The 25672-nt window shown below is 57.3% G+C and carries 17 protein-coding genes and 1 pseudogene; 9 read left to right on the forward strand and 9 right to left on the reverse strand.

Features of this window, described 5'->3' with window-relative positions; genetic code table 11:
• The first annotated feature begins 225 nt into the window (after window positions 1-225).
• Together ACE2AA_RS00950 and ACE2AA_RS00955 are read left to right on the forward strand one after the other, a co-directional pair.
• Window positions 226-600, forward strand: coding sequence for a hypothetical protein (locus ACE2AA_RS00950; protein ID WP_395370686.1), 375 nt, complete (start codon window positions 226-228; stop codon window positions 598-600).
• A 104-nt stretch (window positions 601-704) separates the two neighbouring features.
• A protein-coding gene (locus ACE2AA_RS00955) for an IS5 family transposase (RefSeq protein WP_395372069.1) occupies window positions 705-1483 on the forward strand; the annotation gives its coding sequence in 2 pieces (ribosomal slippage) (window positions 705-1043 and window positions 1046-1483; 777 coding nt in all).
• Between the two features lie 73 nt (window positions 1484-1556).
• On the opposite strand, the gene ACE2AA_RS00960 is transcribed toward ACE2AA_RS00955, so the two are convergent.
• Window positions 1557-2498, reverse strand: a complete 942-nt coding sequence (locus ACE2AA_RS00960; protein WP_395370687.1) for a nucleoside hydrolase — start codon at window positions 2496-2498, stop codon at window positions 1557-1559.
• A 31-nt stretch (window positions 2499-2529) separates the two neighbouring features.
• Window positions 2530-3765 (reverse strand): NupC/NupG family nucleoside CNT transporter, encoded by a 1236-nt coding sequence (locus ACE2AA_RS00965; protein WP_395370689.1) that lies wholly within the window; start codon window positions 3763-3765, stop codon window positions 2530-2532.
• A gap of 128 nt (window positions 3766-3893) precedes the next feature.
• Here ACE2AA_RS00965 and ACE2AA_RS00970 point away from each other — a divergent pair, with 128 nt between their 5' ends.
• Complete coding sequence (locus tag ACE2AA_RS00970) at window positions 3894-5159, forward strand: cytochrome-c peroxidase (protein ID WP_395370690.1); 1266 nt, start codon at window positions 3894-3896, stop codon at window positions 5157-5159.
• A 213-nt stretch (window positions 5160-5372) separates the two neighbouring features.
• Here ACE2AA_RS00970 and ACE2AA_RS00975 read toward each other — a convergent pair whose 3' ends face one another.
• From ACE2AA_RS00975 to ACE2AA_RS01000, 6 genes are all read right to left on the reverse strand, one after another.
• Window positions 5373-6878: an acid phosphatase gene (locus tag ACE2AA_RS00975; protein ID WP_395372071.1), complete on the reverse strand. Its 1506-nt coding sequence runs from the start codon at window positions 6876-6878 to the stop codon at window positions 5373-5375.
• A 234-nt stretch (window positions 6879-7112) separates the two neighbouring features.
• A complete protein-coding gene (locus ACE2AA_RS00980; protein WP_395370691.1) occupies window positions 7113-8702 on the reverse strand; it encodes a glycoside hydrolase family 32 protein in 1590 nt (529 codons plus the stop codon).
• A 364-nt stretch (window positions 8703-9066) separates the two neighbouring features.
• On the reverse strand, window positions 9067-10554 hold the full coding sequence (locus tag ACE2AA_RS00985) for a prolyl oligopeptidase family serine peptidase (RefSeq protein ID WP_395370692.1): 1488 nt from the start codon (window positions 10552-10554) through the stop codon (window positions 9067-9069).
• Window positions 10555-11418: 864 nt separating this feature from the next.
• Window positions 11419-13263 carry a hypothetical protein gene (locus ACE2AA_RS00990; RefSeq protein ID WP_395370693.1) on the reverse strand — a complete coding sequence of 615 codons (1845 nt, stop codon included), beginning with the start codon at window positions 13261-13263 and terminating at the stop codon, window positions 11419-11421.
• A gap of 74 nt (window positions 13264-13337) precedes the next feature.
• Window positions 13338-14714, reverse strand: a complete 1377-nt coding sequence (locus ACE2AA_RS00995; RefSeq protein WP_395370694.1) for an ATP-binding protein — start codon at window positions 14712-14714, stop codon at window positions 13338-13340.
• Complete coding sequence (locus tag ACE2AA_RS01000) at window positions 14711-15412, reverse strand: response regulator transcription factor (protein WP_395370695.1); 702 nt, start codon at window positions 15410-15412, stop codon at window positions 14711-14713. The genes ACE2AA_RS00995 and ACE2AA_RS01000 overlap by 4 nt, the downstream gene beginning before the upstream one ends.
• A 388-nt stretch (window positions 15413-15800) precedes the next feature.
• Between ACE2AA_RS01000 and ACE2AA_RS01005 the strand changes: the two genes are divergently transcribed.
• Window positions 15801-17255, forward strand: a complete 1455-nt coding sequence (locus tag ACE2AA_RS01005) for an MFS transporter (protein ID WP_395370697.1) — start codon at window positions 15801-15803, stop codon at window positions 17253-17255.
• A gap of 308 nt (window positions 17256-17563) precedes the next feature.
• Window positions 17564-18302: pseudogene (locus tag ACE2AA_RS01010) on the forward strand (IS5 family transposase).
• On the opposite strand, the gene ACE2AA_RS01015 reads toward ACE2AA_RS01010, so the two are convergent.
• Window positions 18273-18473: a DUF2905 domain-containing protein gene (locus ACE2AA_RS01015; RefSeq protein ID WP_141262442.1), complete on the reverse strand. Its 201-nt coding sequence runs from the start codon at window positions 18471-18473 to the stop codon at window positions 18273-18275. The pseudogene ACE2AA_RS01010 and the gene ACE2AA_RS01015 sit on opposite strands and share 30 nt — an antisense overlap.
• Before the next feature lie 369 nt (window positions 18474-18842).
• Between ACE2AA_RS01015 and ACE2AA_RS01020 the strand changes: the two genes are divergently transcribed.
• The 4 genes from ACE2AA_RS01020 to ACE2AA_RS01035 all read left to right on the forward strand — a co-directional run bounded on the left by ACE2AA_RS01020 (window position 18843) and on the right by ACE2AA_RS01035 (window position 25621).
• The gene (locus ACE2AA_RS01020; RefSeq protein ID WP_395370699.1) at window positions 18843-21179 is read left to right on the forward strand and encodes a TonB-dependent receptor; all 2337 of its coding nucleotides are present in this window, start codon (window positions 18843-18845) and stop codon (window positions 21177-21179) included.
• Window positions 21180-21227: 48 nt separating this feature from the next.
• On the forward strand, window positions 21228-22679 hold the full coding sequence (locus ACE2AA_RS01025) for an amino acid permease (RefSeq protein WP_395370700.1): 1452 nt from the start codon (window positions 21228-21230) through the stop codon (window positions 22677-22679).
• A 47-nt stretch (window positions 22680-22726) separates the two neighbouring features.
• Window positions 22727-24016 carry an NAD(P)/FAD-dependent oxidoreductase gene (locus tag ACE2AA_RS01030; RefSeq protein WP_395370701.1) on the forward strand — a complete coding sequence of 430 codons (1290 nt, stop codon included), beginning with the start codon at window positions 22727-22729 and terminating at the stop codon, window positions 24014-24016.
• A 663-nt stretch (window positions 24017-24679) separates the two neighbouring features.
• The gene (locus ACE2AA_RS01035) at window positions 24680-25621 is read left to right on the forward strand and encodes an IS1595 family transposase (protein ID WP_395370702.1); all 942 of its coding nucleotides are present in this window, start codon (window positions 24680-24682) and stop codon (window positions 25619-25621) included.
• Window positions 25622-25672: the final 51 nt, after the last annotated feature.

Below are 25672 nucleotides of genomic sequence, written 5' to 3' on the forward strand. Positions count from 1 at the left end.
TGTCGTAACTATTGAAAAAAGCGATTTCTCAGTTTTATTGTTCCAGTGAGGTACATGATACCTATGGGTCGGGTCATAATGACTACAAACAGGCAACGCCAATCCAGGTGCCTGACAGCAGTGACTGGGCTATCGTTGAGGCCCTGCAGAACCAGTATCCTCCCGAAGATAATTCAATATTCGACTGTAGCCCAGAAAGATATCAGGCAGGTTCGGGACCGGATCGTGATTACAGATGGACAATTCGATGAACTGGTGGCCAAGGGATTAATTAAACCTCGGAACGTCGCGGTTGAAAATGTTGCCAGAGCAGCACAAACCGATGAGATTATGGCCTTGGCACACACGGTGACGATCCAGTTCTCGACAGACAGGCGGCGGGAAATTACTTATACTGATTACAACCTGTTCGAATGTATCGAGCCTCCTGTCGATGTGCATTATCCTTACGGTGGAAATGGCGACGATGAACCGATCATGATTATGCTGCCGTATGAAGGTTATCGTCGGACTGTGTTCTTTAACCGGGATATGCTGGATTATATTTCGTTCCCAATATCCAGAATAGAGCGGGATAAATTCGCAAATTATGATAGATAATAGAATAATAAAGGTATCTGTTTGTGCCGGATTCAGTATGAAGATTAGGGCCTGTTAGGCCTTGAATGACAGAACGGACTGCATAGCTGTTTATGATGAGCATGATGCAGTCTGTCTTTTCCGATACCGCATGGTCCGTCTGGGAGCCTTTGATCGAGGCAGTCCGCCCGAAGGGCAAGACCCCGCCGAAGAACCTTCGACGGACGATATCCGCGATTTTCTGGCGCCATCAGAACGGTGCAAAATGGCGCGCTCTGCCATCTGAGTTTGGTCCCTGGTGGATTGCCGCACAGTTGTTCATTCGCTGGTCGAAGCTTGGGGTGTGGCAGCGCCTCTTTGAAAAGGTCAAAGGCAAAGATCAGGCCCTCGGCATGGTTTTTCTCGATGGCACGACGATCCGTGCCCATCACATGGCGGCCGGGGCCGCCAAAAAGGGGGATACAGAGGATGCCTCAGGGATCGTGAGGCGCTTGGCCGCTCACGTGGAGGCTTTGGCACCAAGGTCTGCGTAGCCGCGGATGGACATGGCAGGGCGCTGTCCTTCACACTGTCGCCCGGACAGGCACATGAACTGCCATCCGCTTATTCCTTGCTCGACGATCTGCCGTACCCACCGACCTATGTCGTCTGTGACCGTGGGTATGCCTCGCATAAATTCCGTGAATATCTCTGGAACCGGGGATCTCGTCCTGTCATCCCGCCAAGGAAGAATGATCCGGAAGTCGCCTGTCCCAAATGGGCTTACAGACACCGGCATCTGGTCGAAAACCTGTGGGCAAGGCTCAAGGAGTGGCGGGCTGTCGCGACCCGATACGAAAAGACAGCCGCGTCCTTTCTTTCCGTCATCCTCATCGCTGCTACAGTAGACTACGTCAAGGCCTAACAGGCCCTAGGAAAACGTTGTAACCGGATATGCGGGCATGCGGGTTTTACCCGGTTACATGCCCGTGACTATATCAGGGCAGGCGGCTTAACCGTGCCAGTACCACCTTCCATAATGCCGCACTGTCTACTTCACGCAGGAAAAGAGCATTGTGCGGACGGTCTGTCACTTGCCACCAGTCCACGGCCGTGGCCCCCTGCATGAGGGGGCTGTCCACCTCGACTGAAACATTGACCATGCGGCCTGCAAACAGGTCCGGTGCCAGCAGCCAGCCGATGGTGCAGGGATCATGCAGGGGGGCGCCATCCCATCCATATTTTTCAAGGTCAAACCGTTCGGAAAATCCCAGCATGCTGACCGCGGCCTGCGCACAGCGTCCGGGCAGCGCACGCAGGCTGGCCAGACGTGACGCGCTGATCAGGAATTGATGTGTGATATCCAGCGGGACCAGCGTCAGTGGTATCTGCCTGCGCAATACAATATCCGCCGCATCGGGATCGGCAAATATATTGAACTCGGCATTGGGGGTGATGTTCCCACATTCGGAATAGGCCCCGCCCATGGAGACAACCTGCCGGATGCGTGGCGCGATGTCAGGCGCCTTGATCAGGGCTACGGCAAGGTTGGTCATGGGGCCAAGGGTGACTACGGTTATACTGCCCGCAGGATGGGCCCTGATTGTATCAATCAGGAAATCCACGGCGTGTCCGGCCTGTGGGGGCCGCGTCGGTTGTGGCAGGTCCGGTCCATCCATGCCAGTCCGTCCATGCACGTGTTCGGCCGTGATGGGCGTGCGGCGCAGGGGGGTGGCGCATCCGGCGTGGACAGGAATATCTGGTCGTTCCGCCAGTTCCAGGATCTTGCAGGCGTTCGTGGCGGTCTGGCTGACCGGTACGTTGCCCGCCACGGTGGATAGCCCAAGGACTTCCAGATCCGGGGACGCCAGCGCCATCATGATGGCAATGGCGTCATCCTGACCCGGATCCGTGTCGATTATGATCTTTTGCACATCCACTTGGGTTTCATTCCTTATCTGCGGTTGGGCATTACTGGATGATGATACCAGCTATCGCCGCACTCAGCAGGTTGGATAGCACGCCTGCCAGTACGGCGCGGGCGCTCCTGCGGGCGACTTCTTCGCGTCGGTCAGGGCACTGGCTGCCGAATGCCGCTACCAGCAGGCCGATGGAACTCAGGTTGGCAAAGCCACATAGTGCGAATGACGCAATCGCGGCAGCCCGGGGCGATAGCACACCGCCCCGTATGTCGGGCCCAAGATGAAGATAGGCCACGAATTCGTTGACCACCATTTTCAGCCCCAGCACCGACCCAACGGTACCACATTCGGCTACTGGCACGCCAAGCAGCCATGCGACCGGGGCGAACAGCAGCCCCATAAGGTATTCCAGCGACAGGGCAGGGCACCCGACCGTCCCGCCAATCCCCTGCAATATCCCATTGACCAGCGCGATCAGCCCGATACAGGCAACCAGCATGGCGGCGACTGATATGGCGGTGCGCGTGCCATTCAGCGCACCTTCCATGACGGCTTCAAAAAAAGCACTGTGATAGGCGGTATTACCGGTGGAAAGCGGGATGGCGGGTGCGCCGGGGGGGCGTGGTTCAAGCAGCTTGGCAAAAAGCAGCCCACCGGGTATGGCCATGAAGGATGCCGCGACAAGGTAATGCGCCGGAATACCCAGCCCGACATATCCGACCAGCGTTGCGCCTGACACGGATGCCGTACCACTGCACAGCACGCTGAACAGTTCCGTCCCGCCCATGGTGGCAAGGTAGGGACCCAGGGCGACCGGCAGTTCGCTTTGCCCGACAAAGATGGTGATGATGGCGCCAAACGATTCAACGGGCGATGTCCCGGCAAGCCATTGTACCCCGCGTCCGGATACACGTGCGAAGACCTGCATGATGCCGCAATGGTACAGGATGGCGATCAGGGCGCTGACATAAACCAGTGATGGCAGTACCTGGAAGGCAAAGACATAGCCTTCCCCCGGAAAGATCGTATTCATCTGCGGCCCGACCAGCGCGCCAAACAGGAATCGTCCGCCTTCGTCTCCGTATGTCAGCAGGCGTGTCACCATGTCCGATACCGTGCGCAGTAGCGCCCGCCCGGCCGGTATGCGCAGGACAGTAAACCCTATGGCGATCTGAAGCCCAAGGCAGGCAAGGATGATACGCGGCCTGATCTGCCTGCGATCAGCCGAGAAGAGGATGCCCGTGCACACCAGAAGTATGATACCAATACATCCACGGATATGCATGAAGCCGCCTTCAGGAAGCAGGGAGACAGGTTTTGGTAACGGTTTTCTGGCTATGTTGTTAATTTAACGTAACATTGTATGGGATCGCGTCAAGCCGTAAGGTCATTTCACATCTATCTGCATGAAAAATGAACACCATGGTTTCCCAGTTGTTCAGGATTGCCCTACGCGGCATGTATGTCATTTTCGCCCTGATGATGGTGATGGCGGCTCCGGCACAGGTGACGCAGGGGAAACCGCTGTCACGTGTTCAGGCCCGTAGCCGTGCGCAGGCACTTGGCGTGCTCGGTCGTGACCTGTTTCATGACGCCCGATTATCGGCATCGGGACATATGGCCTGTTCTTCCTGCCATGATGATGCCCATGCCTTTGCGCCAGCCAATAACCTGCCGGTTCAGTACGGTGGCCCGGACATGCACCGGCAGGGGCACCGGGCGGTGCCATCGCTTATGTATCTGCAGGATGTGCCCCAGTTTGCCGAACATTTCTTTGATTCAGAAGATGAAGCCGACGAAAGTCCGGATAATGGTCCCACCGGGGGGCTGACATGGGATGGCAGGGTGGATACAGCGCGGGGGCAGGGGGAAATCCCGCTGCTTTCGCCCTATGAAATGGCGAATACCAGCCGGAGGGCTGTCCTGCGGCGGGCACTGGCCGCAGGCTACGGTCCGCGTCTGGATGCGCTGGCCCTTATCCCTGCGGATGACCGGTTTGGCCTGATTGTGGAAGCCCTGGCCACCTATCAGCAGGAACCCGGGCTTTTTTATCCCTATACCAGCAAATATGATGCGGTGCTGGCAGGTCGGGCGCGGCTTTCCCCGCAGGAAGCATGGGGGCGGGACCTGTTTGAACGGGTGGATAAGGGTAACTGTGCATCATGTCATGTCAGCCAGACCGGGCATGACGGTACGCCGCCCCAGTTTACGGATTATGGGCTGATAGCCCTTGGAGTGCCACGTAATTATGCAATCGGCCTGAATGCAAATCCGGCCTATTTCGACCTGGGGCTATGTGGACCGGACCGGACCGATCTGTCTGATCACCCGGAATATTGCGGACTGTTCCGCACGCCATCGTTGCGCAATGTGGCGACGCGACATGTCTTTTTCCATAACGGCGTGATCCATTCCCTGCGGCAGGCCGTCGCCTTTTATGTGTTGCGCGATGTCCGGCCACAGATGTGGTACCCAACCGGGCCGGATGGCAGGGTGCGGATCTATGATGACCTGCCCGTGCGTTTTCATCCCAATATCAACATGGATCCACCCTTTGGTCCCCGGCCCGGTAACCAGCCTGCTTTATCCGACGATGAGATCGATGCCGTTGTCGCGTTTCTTGGAACCCTGACGGATGGATATGTCCGCCCCATGGGGGACATGGCGATTAAGAGGTGATCGGTTGACAAGCCTGTCTGTGAAACATCGTGCAAATTATCAGGAAGTTTTCTGGTGAAGCTTTTTTTCAACCAGCATTCAGAAATACAGACTTTTTCAAAAAGGCTGCACCCAAAAAACTTTCGTTTTTTAACATGCATATCTGCGTCAGCCCCGGCTGTCCCCGCAGGGTGGACAGCCGGTCATGCGGGAAGGGAGCGATTGGCAGGTAGCTTATTGTTGCCCCTGTGTCAGTAGCAGGGCGCTGGTCAGGTCGCCCAATGGCTGACCTGTGCTGGCCTGTATGGCATGTTCACGATCGATAAGACCCTTGAGAGCGCGCAGGTGAAAGCGTTCGGTCAGGAATTTCAGGATGGACGTCGTATCCTGTACCGTGTGATCCACATAGCCCCGTCGTGCGTAAGGGGAGATGATGATGGCGGGAATGCGTGATCCCGGTCCCCAGCGGTCGCCTGCGGGCGGTGCGACATGGTCCCACAGCCCGCCATTTTCATCATATGTTACGACCACCAGCATATGCGGCCATTGCGGGCTTTTTTCCAGATGGGCGATCAGATCGGCAATGTGATGATCCCCGGACTGGATATCAGCATAGCCGGAATGTTCGTTCAGGTTGCCCTGCGGTTTGTAGAAACTGACCTGCGGCAGCGTGCCGTGGTCGATATCGTCAATGAACCGTACGCCCGCCAGGCCGCCATCGCGCAGGTGCGCCTGCCGCGCCTGTGTACCGGGGGCATAATTGCGGAAATAGTTATACGGCTGGTGGTGATACTGGAAATCGGGCGTGGGATAGTGGTTTCCATGGGCCAGCACATCCTGCCATGCGCTGGCGTACCACGCCCATGTGATGCCTTTCGCGCTCAGGCGGTCACCCATGGTGGGGATCGTCTGGGGTGGCAGGGTGGTGGCCTGCATGGGATCGGCAAAACGTGCATCCTGTCCCGCCGCCGGGGCGTTTTCGCTGGGCTGGTAAGGGGGCTGCATCGTATTGACGGCATGGAAATCTGGCGTCAGGTTGCCATCGCGCACGAATTTCGGAATGCCATCCAGTGCGGAACGGGGGGAATTGGGTGCGACAGACAGGGACCTGCCCGACGGGTCAGCTATGGAAATGACCGGATGGGCGGGGCTTGTATCCGCATGGGGGTAAGACGGGGCGCAGGCACAGGCCAGCCACTGGTGATTAAGGAACGAGCCACCAAATGCCCCCATGAAGAAATGATCGGCAAGGGTATATCGGCGCGCGACCTGCCACATCTCCATTTGCGTGCCATCCCAGTAACTCATGGGCATGGCCCCGGAATCGCCCCATGCAACAAACATGTCGTTACGACCGCCGTTGATCTGCATCTGGTTCTGGTAATACCGGTGCCACAGGTCATGTGTAAGCGTGCTGAGGGGACGGTTGAACCCCTGCGGGTCATCGACACGGAATGGCTGGTTGGGCAGATGGGCGCTCATCGCCTGTGTAACCGGTTCAGGTACGCCCCGGCCCGTCAGACCACCCCATACGGGGGGAAGTTCACGCAGTATTGATCCATCCCGGTCACGCTGGGCAAATAGGGACAGGGGTTTGCCCGCAAACGTGTCGGCACCCGGGAAACCGTTGTACAGGTTATCAAAGGAGCGGTTTTCGGCAAAGATTACGACAACGGTCTGGATCTGGTCCAGGGAATGGGACACGGACCCTGCATGGCTGCCGGTGATGCCGCAGGTCATCGCGGTGGCCAGAAACAGTAGCCCGGTCATGGTCCGGGCCACGGTGCGTCGGCAACTGATGCGCGTCAGGTCCACCATGCTTTTTCCATTCTCCTGAATTCACAGCCGGTCAGGCTGGATGACCTGTCATCCGCGATTTCGGACGATCGGGAAACCGGACTGGCATTGACTGGTCCTGTCCAGCATTGATGGATGTCCGTACACCCTGTGGGCAACTGCGGGACAGGACAGGTTCTATTCCTGATCGCGGTCCAGAAGCGTTATTTTCATATGCCAGAATTCGGTCATGCCATTTTCGGAAAAAGCGATGATGCGGTCGGCATCGGCAGGCGGAAAGACAAGATCCGTTATGACAACCGAACCATTGCGTGACAGAACTTCCACCGAGTTGCGGTCAACAATGACATGCAATGAAACCTCCCCTGTGGGTGCAGGCATATTGACGATATGTTCCTGACTGAATTTGGGTGAGAAGTCAGTCAGACCCGAATGTGACCGGTCGATGACCAGCACATGCTTTTTCATGTCATACGCAATGCTGGTGCCAATGCGGCCATCGGCCGTCGCCCGTACGAATATTCCGGCACGATCCGCGCCGTGCATATGCATGCTCATGTCGATATCCATAACCTGACCACGCGCACGGTCGGGCAACAGATGCCGTCCGGAGGAAAGCTGCAGTCCATCGAAAGACAGCGCCGGCCGGGCAGCGACCAGTGCCATGTAATGCCTGTCAGGTTCCAGGCACAGCTGCGGGCGGCCATCAATTGTCCGAAGGGCCATATCCATGGGCAGGGTCATCTGGCCTTTCCATGGAGATGTCGGTACCTGCGCTGCATAATCCCAGTTGCCCATCCAGCCGATGGTGAGCGGTGTGTTTTCAGGCAGGCCCGCAAACGGGATGGCGGCATAATGGTCCGCCCCGTGATCGAGCCAGTCATGGGCCGCAGGGTCTGAACCCTTGGGCGGCAGTCCTTCCGGCCGGAATGTCGTGCCATCGAAGGAGCCGACAAAATAGAGACTGCCCGACCCGCCTGCGATGCCCCATGGATTGACCCCCAGCATCAGCACCCATTTCTGCTGTGCCGGATTTCCATCCAGTGGCAGGGGAAACAGTGACGGCATTTCCCATAACATGCCCGACCGGACAAAACCTGCAGGCCCGAAATCGCTCAGGAACGTCCAGTCTGTCAGGTTTGATGATTTGTACAGCTTCACGACCGGTGCATTTGCAACGACTGTTGCCATGACCCAGTATCCACCGGGTGCGTACCAGAAAACGCCAGGGTCACGAAAATGGAGTGAGTCAGGTGATAACGTCAGGACAGGATCCTTCTGGCAGGGTTTCCATGTCCGGCCATCATCAAGACTGTAGGCAAGGGACTGGGCCTGCACACCGGGCGCCCTGGGCGCGCCTTGCTTGAAAACGCTGGTGTACAATGCAACCAGCGGCGGGTTATCAGGCGTGCCAAGCCCGGACGTATTGTGGGTGTCCACGACGACCGTTCCGGAAAAGATGTCTTTTGTCGCACTGAACGGCAGGGCCACATCCTGTTCATGCCAATGCAGCAGATCCGTGCTGGTCGCATGCCCCCACGACATATTGCCCCATTCCGGAGCTACAGGATTGTACTGGTAGAAAAGGTGATAGACCCCCTTGTGGAAAAACGGGCCATTGGGGTCATTCATCCAGTTGCGTCGGGGCGTATAATGCAGCAGCGGCCGCCACTGCGGGGTGGTGGCCTGTAACGGGGCAGGCTGCTGCTGTGGGCCAGTAGCCTGCACCGCTGTCGACTCAGGCAGATGGTCATTAATATCATTCATACAGTCCACCGTATCATTTCTGTCCGCATGGTATAGAGGGCTTCCCTTCAGAATATCGGTGGCGCATGGATGGTTGCCGCATAGCTGTCATGGTGGGGCCGGGCAGGGCGCGATCCCTTGGTTACAGGATCTCTTACGCATGTATGCATATTCCGGCCATCAAGGGCGTATCGACGTTGGAGCGGTTGTGAGCAGCCGTCCATTGTAACTGCACTGGCAGACGGAACGGGCGACGGATGGCCTATGCGATCGTGTCAGATTCATGCTGTCAGACCATGAAATTCAGGTATGGCCCGATATTATCCTCGCTGGCGTATGGAACTCCGTAACAGTTTTGAACCCGCAATGCCGCCGATACATATGTTCACGCTTTTACCTGCCTGAACAGCCAGTCCCGTGCTGCCTTGATATAAAAGAATTTTCGTGCGGATCCCATGTGATCGACGCCTTCAAAGGTCAGGAAGGTGATATTGGCGTCGGGGGCAAGATAGCCATTGACCTGATCGGTCAGTTTCTGCTGGCTGTCGAGCGGGAATATGAGGGCGGGATCAAGGCGTTCGGCTGGCCGGACGACCCTGCCGCCTGCCTGTTCCCAGATCGGTACGCATTTTTCATTCCACGGCGTGGCCTTGTCATCCTCCGACCCGGTAATGATCAGGACTTTCTGACCGGCAAGGGGGACAAGGTCTCCGGGCCGCTGCTGCCCCGCGATAATCAGTCCTGCCGCAAAGGTCTGCGGATGTTTTGCCATCAGCCACAGCGATGTCATGGCCCCCATGGACCAACCGGTGCAATAAACCCGTCTGGGATCAATCTTCAGGACCTTGTCGCGCCGGTCATCCAGATTGGGATTGCCATAGTTCCATGTGTTGCCGAGAAGGGATGCGACAAGCCTGTAGGTATTCTCGACATCGGACGTATGTTCCCAGTAATCGTTCATCGTCGTGCGTTCATAGCGCGGGGTGATGACGACACATTCATGCCGGTCCTGTTCTTCTGGCAGGCTCCAGATACTGGCAATGCACTGTTCCGTCAGCGTCTGGGCACAGGTGCCATCCGGACTGGTTCCGGAATGGGTTATGGCAAGGACGAGGGGATAGGCCCTGTTTTCCCCACCTTTTTCCAGAAATGACTTCGGCAGGTAGATGCTGTATTCAAGCCAGGCCGAACGCGTGTCATCCCACCACCAGTGATGCTGTTCCCACGCATCGACACCACGAATGACAACACTGTTCCCGCGTTGTCCCGTGTTGCTCCATACGGTTTTGCTGGCAGTGTAGATAGCGCCGCCCGTTGTCCGGACATTGCGGTCCTGTGTCAGCGCGACCCTGTCGCTGTCGGTTGTAGGCAGGCTCAGGTCCGGGTCATGCCCGAACTCCGTGATGACATACCTGCCGGTGACATTCTTCCTGTCGGGACGGAGCGCCGGTTCGTCATTGGTGTATATGGCCGCGACAGGGCGCCGCTTCGGGGCCGCCGTGGTATCGTTCTTGTCAGGTTCCTGCGGCATTCCCGCAAAAAAACCTTGGGCCGCGGGAAAGACGGACGTGGTGTATGTATCGTGTGCCAGGCTGGCAGGATCGATCGCGGCATCGTATTCTACTGCAATGCCGTAAACCTTCTGTCCGCCGCCCGTGACTTCACATAATGCGCAGATGCCCTGCAGGCCCGGCGCCCTGTGTCTGTGGGGGCCGGGACCGTCGGGGCCATCCGGCCCGCCTGCAGATGCCGCCATGAAGCCATTTCCGCCCCCTGCGGCACGGGCCGCGTGAACACCGGTCCCCATGGCGGAGACTGCACCGGCGAAAGCCGCCCCGACCGTCATGAAGTTACGTCTTGATACATCGGTCATGTGTGCTTTCTCCAGTCAGGGCAGTCAGGGCAGTCAGGGCAGTCAGGGCAGTCAGGGTCAGGAAACTCTGCGGTTGCCATGGCAACGTGCAACGGCGTTGTTATCGGGTAGATCCTGCATGGCAGGGATTGCAGCCGTCGGCCGGGCCGGGCGGCCTGTTTCTGTCACAATCTCCATGCATGACATCGTCCCGGCTGCTCCATGTCGCCGGACGATGCGCAGGGTTTCTGAATATATGACGTATGCGCTCCCCTGCAGGCATCACCCTGTTCATTGAAATGACGGCGACGGTTTGATGCAGGCCGTACGGACCAGTGACAACACCATCAGGGGATGTGTCTGCAAAGGAACCATCTTCCCTGTGTATCCGTTGACTTGTGGCCAAAGCAATGTGTGACAGGTGATGGTGCCTGTTCTCCATCATCGGGAGGTCCTCATGTCCTGTTCTACAAACATGAAGTGGTTGTATCTGGCTGTAATGATCTGCAGTTTCCCCCTGACGGCGCATGCACAGTTTGCAACGCCCCGCTCATCTCCCGGGAAACCGGTCACTACCACTCCGCCTGTGCATGACCAGAATGGGTCAGGCACAGGAACGTCGGAACGGCAGCATATGAAAACCCATAAAAAACATGAACAATATCCTTCAGGCCAGTCATCGACAGGACCGGAACCGGTAACGGGGGATCAGAACAGAACGGAACAGGCTGCCCCCATGCAGTAAATCCACGAATATGGCCTGTGTGGCTGTATGCTTGGGGTAACGGACTGCGGTCTGTTGCCTCAGGCCGCAATCCCGCAGTACCGGGCCAAAAGGAAGCATGCACTGCCGGATCCTTATGGTATATGGCGGGGCCGGGGACGTTATGCCGGGACATAAAGGGGCATGGAATCCTCCCACAGGCTGTCCGTCAGTATCCGCTTGTGGCTACCATCGGCATTCATGATGAAGATCTGACCGTAAGGCTGGAATGTATTGTCATACAGGGCGGCTTCATCACGGAAGCCATACATGCCACTTGACCACATGATCCGCCCGTCGGCCGTCCACACGGCATGGCCGTCATTGGCGCCACTGGTGGTCAGTCGTTTCAGTCCGGTTCCGTCGGGGCGGATGGTGAAAATATCATAATTTTCGTCATCCACCCGGCGCGTGAACACGATCCGGCTACCATCGGGCGACCAGCCGGGCAGGTTGTCGTATGCGGTGGTCAGCACGCGTGTCTGCCGGGTCTGCAGGTCCAGTATGCGCAGGCCCATGTTGTTTTCGCCCCATACCCGATACACAATCTGCCTGCCATCAGCGGAATAGCTGGGAAAACCGGAATGTATGGTGCCGTCGGTCAGGGGTTCGACCGCGCTGCCGTCGCGGCGCATGCGCATGACCGTTGCCTTGCCCGTGCGCCGTGCCTGGAACCACTGGCCCAGCCCGAAGGCAATCCATTGCCCGTCGGGCGACCATGCGGGGGCAAACGCCCCGGCCATGCCGTGGCCCACCTGTGTCGGGTTGAGGGCCGTGCGGGAGACATCAAATATCCGTTTCCGGTCAGATCCGTCCGGGTTCATGGTGGCGATGGAGGAATTGAGCGCCTTTTCCGTCAGCACCAGCCTGCCATCACATGACAGGCCGGGAAAGACATCCGTATGCCGGTAATCCCGCTGCGGGTCCCAGCTGTAAAGCTGCCGGTTCTGGGTAAAGGGGCGGAAACTGACCTTTTCATAGATGACTGTCCGGCCATCGGGTGACCATGCGGGGGAACGCAGCGTCCGGTGCACGCTGGCGATGCCAGTAGTGTAGGCCAGTCCCTCATCCGGGCCGCCCTTGCGATGATACCCGATGATTTCCGCCGTCACGAACTGGGGAAAGACCTTCAGGCCCGGGCCGGACGTGTGCTGGACCCGTTCCCCACTGGTGATATCGACGGACACGATCTGGGAAACTACGGATGCGACCCCTTCGGGTCGCCTGGCACCCCATGTGCTTTCGGTCAGCATTTCATAAAACACCACCCGTCGGCCATCCGGTGACCATTTGGGGGAGCCAAGGCAGTAATCGGGGCGGGTGGCGATACGGCGGAAACCCCGGCCATCCACACCGATTATGTAGATGCTGAGTTCCTGCGTGTGTTCCCAGCCCCGGCCATTGTCATGGCCGCGCCATTGGGTGTTGCGGTCGGACGAAAACGCCAGCCACCTGCCATCGGGCGACCATGCGGGGCGGAAGAAACAGTCTGGTCCCTGCCGATCGCCCTGCACGCGGGCCGCTCCGGTCAGGTTACGTACCCTGCCCGTGCGAAGGTCCATGACCCAGATATTCGCACGGTATCCATCGCGCGTGGAAACGAAGGCCAGGCGCGTGCCATCGGGTGACAGGACGCCCGTATCGTCCACTGATGGATGGCGGATCAGGGGCATAACGTCGGTTCCGTCCAGACGGGCGCGGAAGATGTCTGCCTGTCCCAACCCGTTACGTTCCGATGTAAAGAGGACGGACTGTCCATCCGGGGCAAAAGACGCATGGTAATCAAGGCCATTTCCCGGCAGGAATGGCCGTTCATCACTCCCGTCCGCGTTGGCAAGGTAAAGCTGTGATGCTGATGGCCCGATGCGGTTCATCAGCATCACGCCCTTCGGGCGGGGAGCCGCCATGGCACCTGCGGGCAGCAGGAGTGTCGCCCCCAGCATCTTCAACATATTCCGACGGTTCATGAAGGCTTCCCCTGTCTTTTGGACGTTACGGATCCGGTGCATTCTTCGGGTATCCATCTTTTCTGGCGGGTCATTTAATGGACGGCATGGGCGTCAGGGTGACTGCGTTGCGCCCCGTGCGGGTCAAGGGGCAGGGCGATGCGCACACGCAGGCCGGATGGCTGGTTGTGGTGAAAGGTCAGCGTACCCTGATGGCGTTGTACGATATCGTGAATGATCGACAGACCCAGCCCCAGCCCGCCATCCGTGCTGCGGGCCGGGTCCAGCCGGGCAAAGGGAAGCAGCACGATATCGTGCATTTCGGGCGGGATGCCCGGACCGTTATCCGCGACCTCGATAATGGCCACGTTGCCATTTCGTCTTGTGTCAACCTGCACCTGACTGCCAAATTTGCAGGCATTGTCGATCAGGTTATTGACCATGCGGGCCACGGCAACGGGCTGGCACAGGCAGGTCAGGCCCAGATCACCCTGATAGATCACATTCCGGCCAATGGCTTCGAATTCCGCGCACACGCTTTCCACCAGCGCACCGATATCAACCCGTTCCGCCGGTTCCGTGTCGCCCTGGCCCTTCAGGAACGACAGCGCCCCGTTCAGCATCCGGTTCATGAGCCATAAATCGTTGCGCAGGGCGGCGGGAGTTGCATCGGGGCCGCCCATTTCGATCCGCATGGACAGTCGGGTCAGCGGCGTGCGCAGGTCGTGGCCGATCGCCATTAGCATGCGGGTGCGCTCTTCGGTGGCGGCCGCGATCCGGGCCTGCATGCGGTTGAACGCCCGGGCGACGCGACGCAGTTCCACAGGTCCCTGTTCGGTCAGTGGTTCGGGGGTGATCTCGTGGCCAAAGGTGTCCGCCTTGTTTGCCAGTACCTTCAGCGGGCGGTTGATGCGCCACAGGCTCCATAGTGACAGGGTGCCCATTATGACCAGCAGCGACAGGAACGACACGATCAGCGGCAGCGTCGTGCGCATGAGTTGCGGCAGGTGGTGATTGATCCCGTTATGGGCGGTAATGAAGATACCTTCGCGTGGCATGTCGACATGAGTGGAGGTCATGCCGCTTGAATCGGCAGCACAGGTTGATTCGGTTATGACAGCGCTCCGGTTGTCCGGCTGTGCCTTGAGGATGCGCCGCAACAGGACCGAAAAATGCTCGGTCGGGATCCGCGCGCAGGGGAAGGGGCCTGTGGTCTGGAACCGTGCGTCCGGCATGGACATGCCGCGTGCAATGGCTTCACGCGTTTCGGGTGGGCTTGCGCGCAGGGCGTCAATCGCGGTCTCGATCGCCAGCGCGTTTGGCCATGGCCCTTCAGGCAGCGGCGGCACGGTCGGGCGCAGAGCGACGACAAGGAAAGCGACGACAAAAATGGTGACCAGCATGCTGGAAATGACGATCGCGACCATCTGCCCGTAAACCGTGCGGGGAAGCAGGGAAAAACGGTCCGTCATTGCTGTGGCATTTCCCCATTGGGATCGGTCATGCCCGGGTCGAAAACATAACCATCCCCCCGGACGGTCCGGAGCATTTCAAGCTGGCGGCCACCATGGGCCAGTTTACGGCGCAGGCGGCTGACAAGCAGGTCGATGGTACGCTCCTCGACCGCGCCCGGGGCATTATAGAGCAGTTCTATAATCTGCTCCCGACCCAGCAACATCCCGGCATGATTCCAGAATAGCAGGAGAAGGTCGGTTTCGGCACCGGTCAACGTCATGCGCACGCCTTCCGTGCTGTAAAGGGCGCGTTTTTCCGGTGTGAAGATCCAGTTTCCAAATCTGTAACCGTAACCGGGTCTGCGCGCGGCATGACCGGTCGGGATGGGCGGGCGACGCATGACCGCCCGCATGCGGGCCGCAAGTTCTTCCAGGTCAAAAGGCTTGCTGATGTAGTCGTCCGCCCCCAGGTCAAGACCCGCGATCCGTTCCCGGACATCAGCCAGTGCCGTAACCATGATGATCGGGGCACGGCTTCTGTCACGGATCAGGCGGCAGATGTCATGACCACTTTCCTGCGGCAGCATAAGGTCAAGCAGGACAATATCAGGTGGTCGCTGTGCAATGATCGCCAGAACTTCGGCCGCCGTCATGGCGGATGCAACATGATAGCCCCTGTGTGACAGGAAACGTGCCAGCAGGCTGCGGATATCCATGTCGTCTTCCACAATGAGGACGGAATGATGTCCCCTGTGCGCCGGGATGCCGTCGCAACCGTGCCTGTCCGGGCGATCATTGTCTGAATATCCCGCTACCAATCCCGTGCTCCGCGTCAATCCATACAGATCTGTTTGCTGACAGGGACTATATCCACTCCCGCCGCATCGCGTAGCAAAGAGAACGGGCGACAGGCATTTATGTCAGGATTGACAAAAAACCATGCAGGTGGGTGGTTGTCACCTTGCCATGGGCTGCCAGTGAACGCACCCTGTTGCACGCGCTGTCGCATGCCGGACCATGATCCCGTGACATGGGGTGCCGCATACATATGCATGCCGGCAGATATTGTGACAGACAGACGTCATTCATTGGAAACCAGCCTGCATGCCCATTTCAACCACACAGCATCGCCGGACGCAAACGGTTGGCACGGGTGCCACGGTTGTGCGGTATTCACCACTTCTCGCCTTTATCATGGCCATGGCGACGTTCATGCAGAATCTGGATGGGGCCATCATCAATACTTCCCTTCCGGCCATGGCCCGATCCTTTGGAGTGAAAACGCTGGATCTCTCGCTGGGGGTTACGGCCTATATGCTGGCATCTGCCGCCATTTCGCCAGTTTCCGCCTGGCTGGCCATGAAATACGGCGAAAAGCGCGTGATGTGGGTGGCCATGCTGCTTTTCACGTTCTCGTCCTTCCTGTGTGGCATCGCGCATGGACTGGACGCGTTTGTATGCGCACGTATCGGGCAGGGACTGGCCGGGGCCGTCATGATGCCGGTCGGCATGTCCATCATCCTGCGCTACACGCCCAAAAGTGACCTGCTGAAAGCACAGTCGGTTACGGTCTGGCCTGCACTCAGCGCGCCCATCATCGGGCCTGTGCTTGGCGGTTACCTGACCCAGACCGTGGGATGGCGGTGGAATTTCTGGCTCAACCTGCCAGTGGGCCTGATCGCCGTATTCTGCGTGCTGCGTGTTGTGCCTGCGGAACCGCCAGAAGGGGCGCCCCGGCTGGATGTCCGGGGGTTCGGGCTATGCGCCTTCAGCCTGACATGCCTTCTGTCCGGGCTCCAGCGCTCGGCTGAAGTCGGTACGGAGCGGTTTGTGGCCCTTGGGCTGCTGGGGATCGGTGCGGTGACGGGGGGTGCCGCAATCCATCATCTGGGGCGGCATCCCACGCCCATTCTTTCCCTTGCGCCGCTGAAGCGGGCCAGCCTGCGTTATGCCGCGCTATATCCGGGGCTGATATTTCGCGCCGTATTTTCGTCGGCACCGTTCCTGCTGCCGCTGTTTTTCCAGCTTGGCTTTGGTTTTTCGCCTGCGCGTACGGGCACGTGGCTGCTGGCCTATTTTTGCGCAAATCTGGGTATCAAACCGGCTACATCGGCCATCATCCAGTGGGCTGGTTTCCGTAAAGTTTTGTTCTTGAATGGTTTCCTTGTGTGCGCTTCCCTGTTGCCCTTTGTATTCCTGACGCCAGATACGCCCGCCATCCTGCTTGGCCTGTCGCTTGCCTTCGCCGGTATGACCCGATCCCTGCAACTGACAAGCCTGTCTACTGTCGCGTTTGCTGATGTGGATCAGGATGAACGTGGCAGGGCCGCCAGCGTCATGTCTATTCTGGGGCAGACCGGTTCGACCGCAGGGGTTGCCATTACGGCGTTCTGTCTGACTGCTCTGGAAAGCGTATATGGCCATGCCACGGTCAGCCTGCAGGAACTTCACATCGCTTTTCTCATAACGGCGGTCTTCGTAATGGTGGGTACGCTGGGTTTTAAAAAAATGCCCGCAGATATCGGTCAGGAGGTTTCTGGCCATGGATTGCGTCGATGATTCATTGGAAAAAACAGGGGCGCTCGCTACGGCCTCCTGTTTTCGTGCTGCCGTCGGACAAGGGACACACGCCAACTTGGGCCTGCGTGCCGGTTCGGTTCTGGAATGGCTTTTCCGCCTGTGTCTGGCTGGGGCAGAGCATATTAAGATATATCTGAAAATATATCATAAATTATGAAACACAGAAACAGACTTGCAGGCGGTCGTAACTGTCAGACTTGCTGCTGAAAATGCTCCGGCGGGGTTAGGCTCAGGACCCATTGATTTTTGTGTGAGATTTTGATTCAGGCTCTGCTAGGAGACTGGAGATGAACGACCTGTTTTTGCTGACGGACGAACAGATGGAGCATCTGCGGCCGTTCTTTCCCAAGAGCCATGGCCGCCCTCGGGTTGATGACCGCCGAATGCTGAGCGGGATCATTTTCGTGAACCGAAATGGTCTGCGCTGGCGTGATGCGCCCCGGGAATACGGCCCACACAAGACGCTCTAGAACCGCTGGAACCGCTGGGGCGCCATGGGGATCTTCATTCGAATGATGGATGGTCTGTCTATCGAAAAAGCAGAGCCCCGGACGGTTATGATTGATGCGACGTATCTCAAGGCACACCGCACGGCTTCGAGCCTGCTGCTGGAAAAGGGGATCCGGGCGGTTACTGACAAAAATGGACGTTCGTCCTGACAGCGGGACAGATCAGTGATTATACCGGTGCCGCTGCCCTGCTGGACAGTCTCCTGCAGCACAATGAATGTCGGGCGACCAGGGCTATCACGCTGACTGGTTCAGGGATGCACTGGAAAAAAAGGAGATCAGGCCCTGCATTCCAGGACGGAGATCCCGTGGAAAACCTGTCAAATGCGACAGGCAGAAATACAAACGCCGCAACCGCATCGAGATCATGCCTGGAAGGCTTAAGGACAGGCGGCGTGTCGCAACACGCCAAGACAGATGCCCAACCGTATTCTTCTCGGCCATCTGTCTCGCTGCAACCGTTATGTTCTGGCTACGCGTCCTGAGCCTAGCGCCTGATAATCCACAGAACAAATGAAAATATGATACTTGCAAGCACGCAGGTCGTAATGGGGATGTAAACAGTAAAATTCTGCCTCTGTATCAGGATGTCTCCCGGTAGCCTGCCAAGCGGCAGGCGCGAAAGCAGGGGCCAGCACAGGCCTGCAAGAAGAAGGAGCAGGCCGATGACAATCAGAATGCGGGGCATGAGAGGTTATCCCTAACTGGTCGGTCAATCTGTGTAATACAAGATGGATGTGGCTCTATCGGGATACAGTCCGACAAGAGAACTTTATGCGTCAGGACAGGTTCATGACGACCATATAATGGCGATATACCGCCATTTCTACTCCTGTATCAGTGCCAGTGGATCAATGCTGGATACGTGTACTGTTATGCTGGCTGCATATGTACACGATCAGATATCTGGACCTAAACTGTCTATATACGATATGATGCTTATTCGGAATGATCTGGATACGCAATATTCGTGGGTCTGCTCCCGGCTGACTGAAGCCTTATTGCGGTGGAATCATTTTTTGGGACGGAAATGGCAGGAATGGTCAGAAAATTGCCCTTGTGTGGTCTCCTTCTTGCAGCGACGGCACTTGACTGTCAGCTGGCGTGGGGGGCGGATCTGACGCGTACGGATCAAGGTCATAATCCAGCGATCAAGGGCCATACGGCAGCCAGGCATGCGGAGGGGGCGCGTCCTGTTGAATCCCTTTCCGTCAGTGCACGCCGTAATGTCTCGCATGGCACGGAACAGCGCATGGGCCAGAAGGTCATGCAGCAGTTCGTGGCGGGGACGAACCCCATGAAAATACTGGCGGCGCGCACGCCGGGGCTGAGCTTCAGCTCCAGCGATGCGCTGGGACTGGATGCATGGTCGAGCAGCCTGTACATGCGTGGGTTCTACTGGAATAACATCGGCATGACGCTGGACGGCATTCCGCTAAATGACCAGTCCTATGCGACGCTGAACGGCCTTAACCTGTCTCAGGCCATTATTACCAACAATATCAGTGGTATGTCCGTATCACAGGGTGGTGGTTCGGTTGACACCATGTCCACCACCAACCTTGGGGGGGCCATTCAGGTCAGCAGTGCCAATCCGTCTGACAAGATGGGTGGTGACGTCTCGCAGATGTTCGGCAGTAACGCTTCTTTCCGTACTTACGGGCGATTTGATACGGGTGCCATGAACAGCACCGGAACCAAGATGTATATCGCCTATGCCCGCTCCGATACGCATAAATGGAGGGGGTATGGTGACCAGTTGCAGCAGCAGGCAGAAGCGAAGCTGGTGCAGCCAGTAGGAAAAGACAGCAGCATTTCCGGTTTCATGAGCTGGGCAAACAACTCCCAGTGGGGGTATGTCGATCAGTCGCTTACTGAAATCAAGAACGGTGGGTGGAGTGACGATTACCTATACCCCAATTATGGCGCTGCCTATAAACAGGCCCAGAAATATGGGGGCGATGCACAGCTGTATGATGGCGGCCAGCATCAGGTCGACTACCTTGGTGGTCTGACATTCGACATGGCGATGACCAAGAACCTGCGCTGGAAAACCCTGTTCTACGGTAACAGTCAGGTGCTTTATTCCACCTATGCCGATCCCGGGCAGTCATCGCAGGTATTGCCGGGCGCGACAGAGGCTGCCCCCCTGTCCGAGCAGGTCTGGCAGTCCCACCAGGTGCGCTATGGCATGACGTCATCCATCAAATATAATATTGCGCATAATACGTTCCAGACGGGTATCTGGCTGGAAAACAACAATCAGGAAATGGGTCAGTTTTTCTATAACGAACCGTCCCTGTCCAGTGGCCTTGCACCACTCAAGACGATCGGTCCGTACAATACCTATGGCCGCGCCTTCCTCAGCCCGTATGATTTCAAGTGGACTACGGATACATTCCAGTATTTCATGTCCGATACGTATCATGTGTTGCACAACCTGGATATCCATGCCGGTTTCAAGTCCATGATCACCACGACATCGGGAGGGGCGCAGTATAATGACTCTGCCTTTACTGGTGCATCCGCGCTGGCGAATGGCAGCATGACGGCAGCGGCGGCCTTCTTGCCCCATGTAAGCGTGAACTGGCGTTTCCTGCCCGGTCATGAACTGTATTTTGACGTGGCCGAGAACATGCGTGGCTATGGTGTTCAGTCCTGGGGGTCGGCAGGGCAGGCGTCGCTGTGGGCGGTGCAGGATCAGGCGACCTTCCGTAAACTGCAGGGTTCGACACCTGCGGAACGGGACTGGGTCTATCTTGTCGGTTATCGCTTTAACGACAAATACGCCAATTTCTCGGTTGATGCATACCATGTCAACGATAACCATCGCCTGCTGGAAGTGAATGCCGGCACGCTGAACAACCCGGTCCTGTCGGTACAGCAGACTGATATTTCCATGTATGGTGTTGACGCCACGCTGACATTGCATCCGTTCCAGAGCGGGGTGATGAAGGGCCTGTCGATGTTCAACAGCATCAGCTACAATCATGCTACTTATGGTAGTAATCTTGAATCGGCTGGTCATACTTATGATGTGAATAAAAAGAATATCGTGAACTATCCAAAGTTTATGTATAAATCCAACCTGACATATGCATTCCATCGGGCGGAAGCGCATATTGACGCCAATTATTATTCCCGTCGTTATTACAGCTATACCAATGATACATCCGTGCCGGGTTACTGGCTGGTTACGATGGGGGCACGTTACCGTTTCGGAGATTACGGCCCCCTGAAAAACCTGACCCTTGATTTCAGCGTATATAACCTTACGAATACGAAATATATCTCTATGATGGGCGAAAACGGCAACCCGATGTCTGGCGATCTGTATTCCGTCGAACGCGGTGCGCCACGACAGTATTTCGGAACGATCAGCGCACATTTCTAAGCGCCGGACCGGGGCCGGGATCACCTGATGGGAATGGGGTAAGAACGTATGAACAGCCTTTCACCGCCTTCGCCAAAGGTTAAGACGGCTCCGGAGAACGCGGTGCTCAAGGACCGGCACGTTTCCATGATTTCAATCGGGGGGGTGATCGGAGCCAGCCTGTTCGTGGGGTCGGCTACGGCCATCTCCACGGCTGGGGCGGGGGTGCTGTTTTCATATTTTCTCTGCGGCCTGCTGGTCATGTGCGTGACGCGGATGCTGGGGGAGATGACTGTTGCTTCCCCAGGTACCGGTTCATTTGTCGGGCAGATTCGCCGGGGATTGGGACTGCGGGTCGGTTTTATCGCTGGGTGGATCTACTGGATCATGTGGGCCACCCTGCTGGGACTGGAGGCGATTGCCGCTGCCAGTTTTCTCAGTCCCTATCTGCCGCTTCCCTATCTTGTCATCGAATTGCTGGTGATCGGAATCATGACAGGGGTCAACCTGTTTTCCGTAAGGGGGTATGGGGAGTTCGAGTACTGGTTCTCGGTTCTCAAGATTACCACGATCGTCGTTTTTATCCTGATTGGCGTTTCCGTCCTTTTTGGCATGAAAGGCGCAGCCAGCCCGGGCGGGGCGCTGTTTTCCGCCGCAGGGTTGATACCGCACGGCCTGTTTACGCTGCTGGCGGTCATTCCCGGTATCATGCTTTCCATGGCGGGGTCGGAAATAACGACGATCGCCGCATGCGACAGTAGCGACCCGGCGGGTAACGTGGCCCGGTCCACCCGGACGGTGGTGCTGCGGATCATGATTTTCTATCTTGCATCCATCGGGCTTATTATCTTTCTGCTTCCGTTATCGCGTGTCGTGCCGGGATATTCGCCGTTTCTGGCGACGCTGGAATATATCGGCGTGCCGTTTGCCTCGGCAATGATGACGGCCGTCATGTTGATCGCAACATTGTCGGCCCTTAATTCAGGCATATACATAACATCGCGTATTCTGTGTGAACTGGCGGAAAACGGTGACGCGCCAGGTGTCTTTCTTCAGCGCGACACAAAAGGCACCCCCGTGCGGGCCATCCTGTGTGGCTGCGGGGTCGCTGTTATCGTGGCGGTGGTGGGCATGATGGCGCCGGGGCGGGTATTCGGTTTTCTGGTCAGCGCGAGTGGCACTTTCATCCTGTTTGACTACGTACTGATTGTCGTGGCGCATATCCGCCTGCGTCGCGCCAGTATGGCAAAGGGGGAGTCGCCTGCGCTTCCCATGTGGGGGTTTCCATTCCTGTCATATGCAACATTGGGTGCGTTGCTGGCCACACTGGGCACCATGTTCTTCGCGACTGAACATACGCGTCAGGAAATCGTAATGAGTACGATCAGTCTTGGCATCATCATCGTGATCGAAAACTTCTCTTTCGGGCGCTGGCGTCGCAACGGACACGCGCAGATGGCCCGGGCAGGGCGCAAGGCAACCGTTCCAGTGGGGACGTCCGATACATCACGTCTTTCGTGACAATCTGAACCCGATCGTTCAGGGTTCATGGTGGAGTACACGTAGTCATGGCTTCCGTTTCATATAAATCCCTTCCCTCCAGCCTGTATGCCGCTGTCAGCCCGTCCGGGCCGGTCACGACCGCATTGCAGGGGGAGCACATATGTGAAACCGTGCTGATTGGCGCAGGCTTTACCGGCCTGTCGGCGGCGCTGCACCTTGCCCGGGCAGGGGCTGAGGTCATGGTGCTGGAAGCCAACGAAATTGGCTGGGGCGCATCGGGCCGTAATGGTGGACAGGTTAATCCCGGTCTCAAGACCCTGCCGTCCGAGGTCGAGCGTGACCTTGGTCCCCATGGGGCCGCGCTGGCCGATGCGGCCTGGGAGGCTCCTGATGTTGTATTTAACCTGATCGAGAAATACGGCATCAAATGCGATGCGGCACGTGGTGGCACGATCCGTGCATCTACGGCGGAAGGGCAACTTCCCCATGAACAGAAACTATTCAATGAATGCCGTGACCGTGGTGGGCCAGTAACATGGCTGGATCGTGCGGACATCGCCACCCACACGGGGACCAGCCGTTACTGTGGTGGTTTTATTGATGCGCGTGGAGGACAGGTCAACCCACTGGCCTATACGCGTGGGCTTGCGCAGGCTGCGATCGATAATGGTGCGATTGTCCATGCCAATTCGCCCGTCATATCCCTGCGTCGTGCAAACGGAAAATGGCTGGTCAGGACACCCCATGGCAGCGTAAACGCCAGACATGTCGTCTTTGCCACCAATGGGTATACAGGACGGTTGTGGAACCGCCTGCGTCGCACCCTTGTCCCCGCTTACAGCGCCATTATCGCGACAGATCCGCTGCCTGTCCCCTTTGTAAAGCGCATTCTTGCTGAACGTGAAGTCGTGTATGAAATGGGCGAGCTGGTAACATATTACCGCATTGATGGCGCAGGGCGTCTGCTTATTGGTGGGCGGTCCGCGTCCCGCGATCTGTCAGGCCCCGCGACATTTCCGTTTCTACAGAAGCATGCCTGTACCCTGTGGCCATTTCTGAAGGGGACTGCATGGCGGTATGGATGGAATGGGCAGATTGCCATTACCCTTGACCATTATCCCCACTGGCATGAACCGATCGAGGGGATCATGGCCTGTGTCGGGTATAATGGCCGCGGGGTGGCGATGGCTACCCTGATGGGACGTGAAATCGCACGTCGGATCAGTGGGGTGCCCGCTGAGGAAATCCTGCTGCCGGTTTCTCCCTTGCGGCCTATTCCTGCGCATTTTGGCTGGCGCCTGGGGGTTGCGGGGGCAGTGCTGCGGGGAAGGATTCTGGACGCCTTGGCTAAGTGACCTTCTGCTATAACCTTGATGGAATGCATCGTGTCATCAGGGATAATGAATTTCCATGATGTAGGGACTGTCGATGGGCTGATCTGGTGGGGATGATCTGTTCCATCCTCCGGCCTGGAGGCGTCAGAGACTGGCAAAAGGCATAGACGCCGCAGTCTTTCAAAGGCTGATTGACTGGGCGTCTGTTCGCGGATTGATAGGACCTTGATCACGGTGGGCAACAATCTGACGACCATATTGATGGTAAGGTTGCAGATAGCTGCCTATTTTTAAAACCTGACGAAAACGATAAATAATTTTCAAAAGTTCAGCAGTTTAATTATTTTAATTAATAAATAAAAACATATCATATATAAAAAGTTTTAATATCCGTGCGCAATATTACGGATGTTTGTGAAAAGAAGGCTGCAGGGAAGCTGTTGGATGGTCCTGTTATGCGCTGATTACGCAAATTCACGCCATCTGTGTGGTTGTGGAACAAAATCTGGCAGGAAAATCTTCAACCGGCAGCCTTCGTTCAGGGATATCGCGACACGATGCGACAGGCCCTTTGTCGCGATGATCCGGTTTCCCGCGTATCAACAAGACAGCACGGCCTTACCGGGCGTGTTTTGACATCCCATATGAACTTGAGTGGCTGGAGTTCTGGTGATGTTGAAGGTCATGAAAGGTCTGACAGACGTTGAGTTCGAGCGTCTCTACAGCACGGAAGAAGCCTGTATCGAGGCGTTGATGATGGCGCGTCGGGAGGCATTGATGGCCTGCCCGTCCTGCGGCCACGATCGCAATTACCTTTGTGGTCGCCGGGTGGGATGCACATGCTGCAACCGTCGCTGGTCGGTCACGGCCGGCACGGTGATGAACGGGACAAAACTTCCCCTCACGACCTGGTTCCGGGCCATGCATATCATGACCAGCACCAAACAGGGCGTCTCGGCTATCGAACTGGGCCGTCGGCTGGGCGTGAGCTATCCGACGGCGTGGTATCTCGCCAAACGCCTGCGTCGCGCCATGACCGAACGGGAAACCCGCTATCTTCTCGGTGGTTCTGGTCCGGACGGTGCCCCGGTCGTGGTCGAGGCAGATGATGTCTATCTGGGCGGCGAGCGCAACCAGGGCTCGGGTCCGGGAGGCAAGACCAGAATGATCGCCGCGACCGAGCGATATGAAGACGGCCGTATGGGCCATGTCGCCATGAGGATGGTGGCTGGCTTCACCAGCAGGGCGGTGCGGGCATTCGCCGATACCTGCCTGACGGCAACCGTCAGGGTTCATACCGATGGCCTGAAGGCTTTTCTGGCTTTCGGCACATCTGTGCGATCCCATGTGGTCACTGTCAGCGGCAGCAGACGCCCCTCCCGACAGCGCACCGCGCCGTTCCACGGCCTCAATACCGCCATCGCCAATCTGAGCACGGCCCTCAAGGCAACGCACAAGGCCATCGCCCCGCAGCATACATCCGATTATCTCGGCGCTTTCTGCTGGACCACAAATCGAAGGCACAACATGCCCGGCATGATCCACGCCGCATGCCGGGCCGTAGCAACCTCTTCAATCCTTACCCGCCATCGCGCATACGACGAAATGCCCGTGCTGCTTGGTTGATAAGCGGGATCCGGTTTGCATTCATTGTCATCCTGTTTGATGGATAACACA

The sequence above is a fragment of the Komagataeibacter diospyri genome (assembly GCF_043995075.1).
In the GTDB taxonomy this organism is placed as follows: domain Bacteria; phylum Pseudomonadota; class Alphaproteobacteria; order Acetobacterales; family Acetobacteraceae; genus Komagataeibacter; species Komagataeibacter diospyri.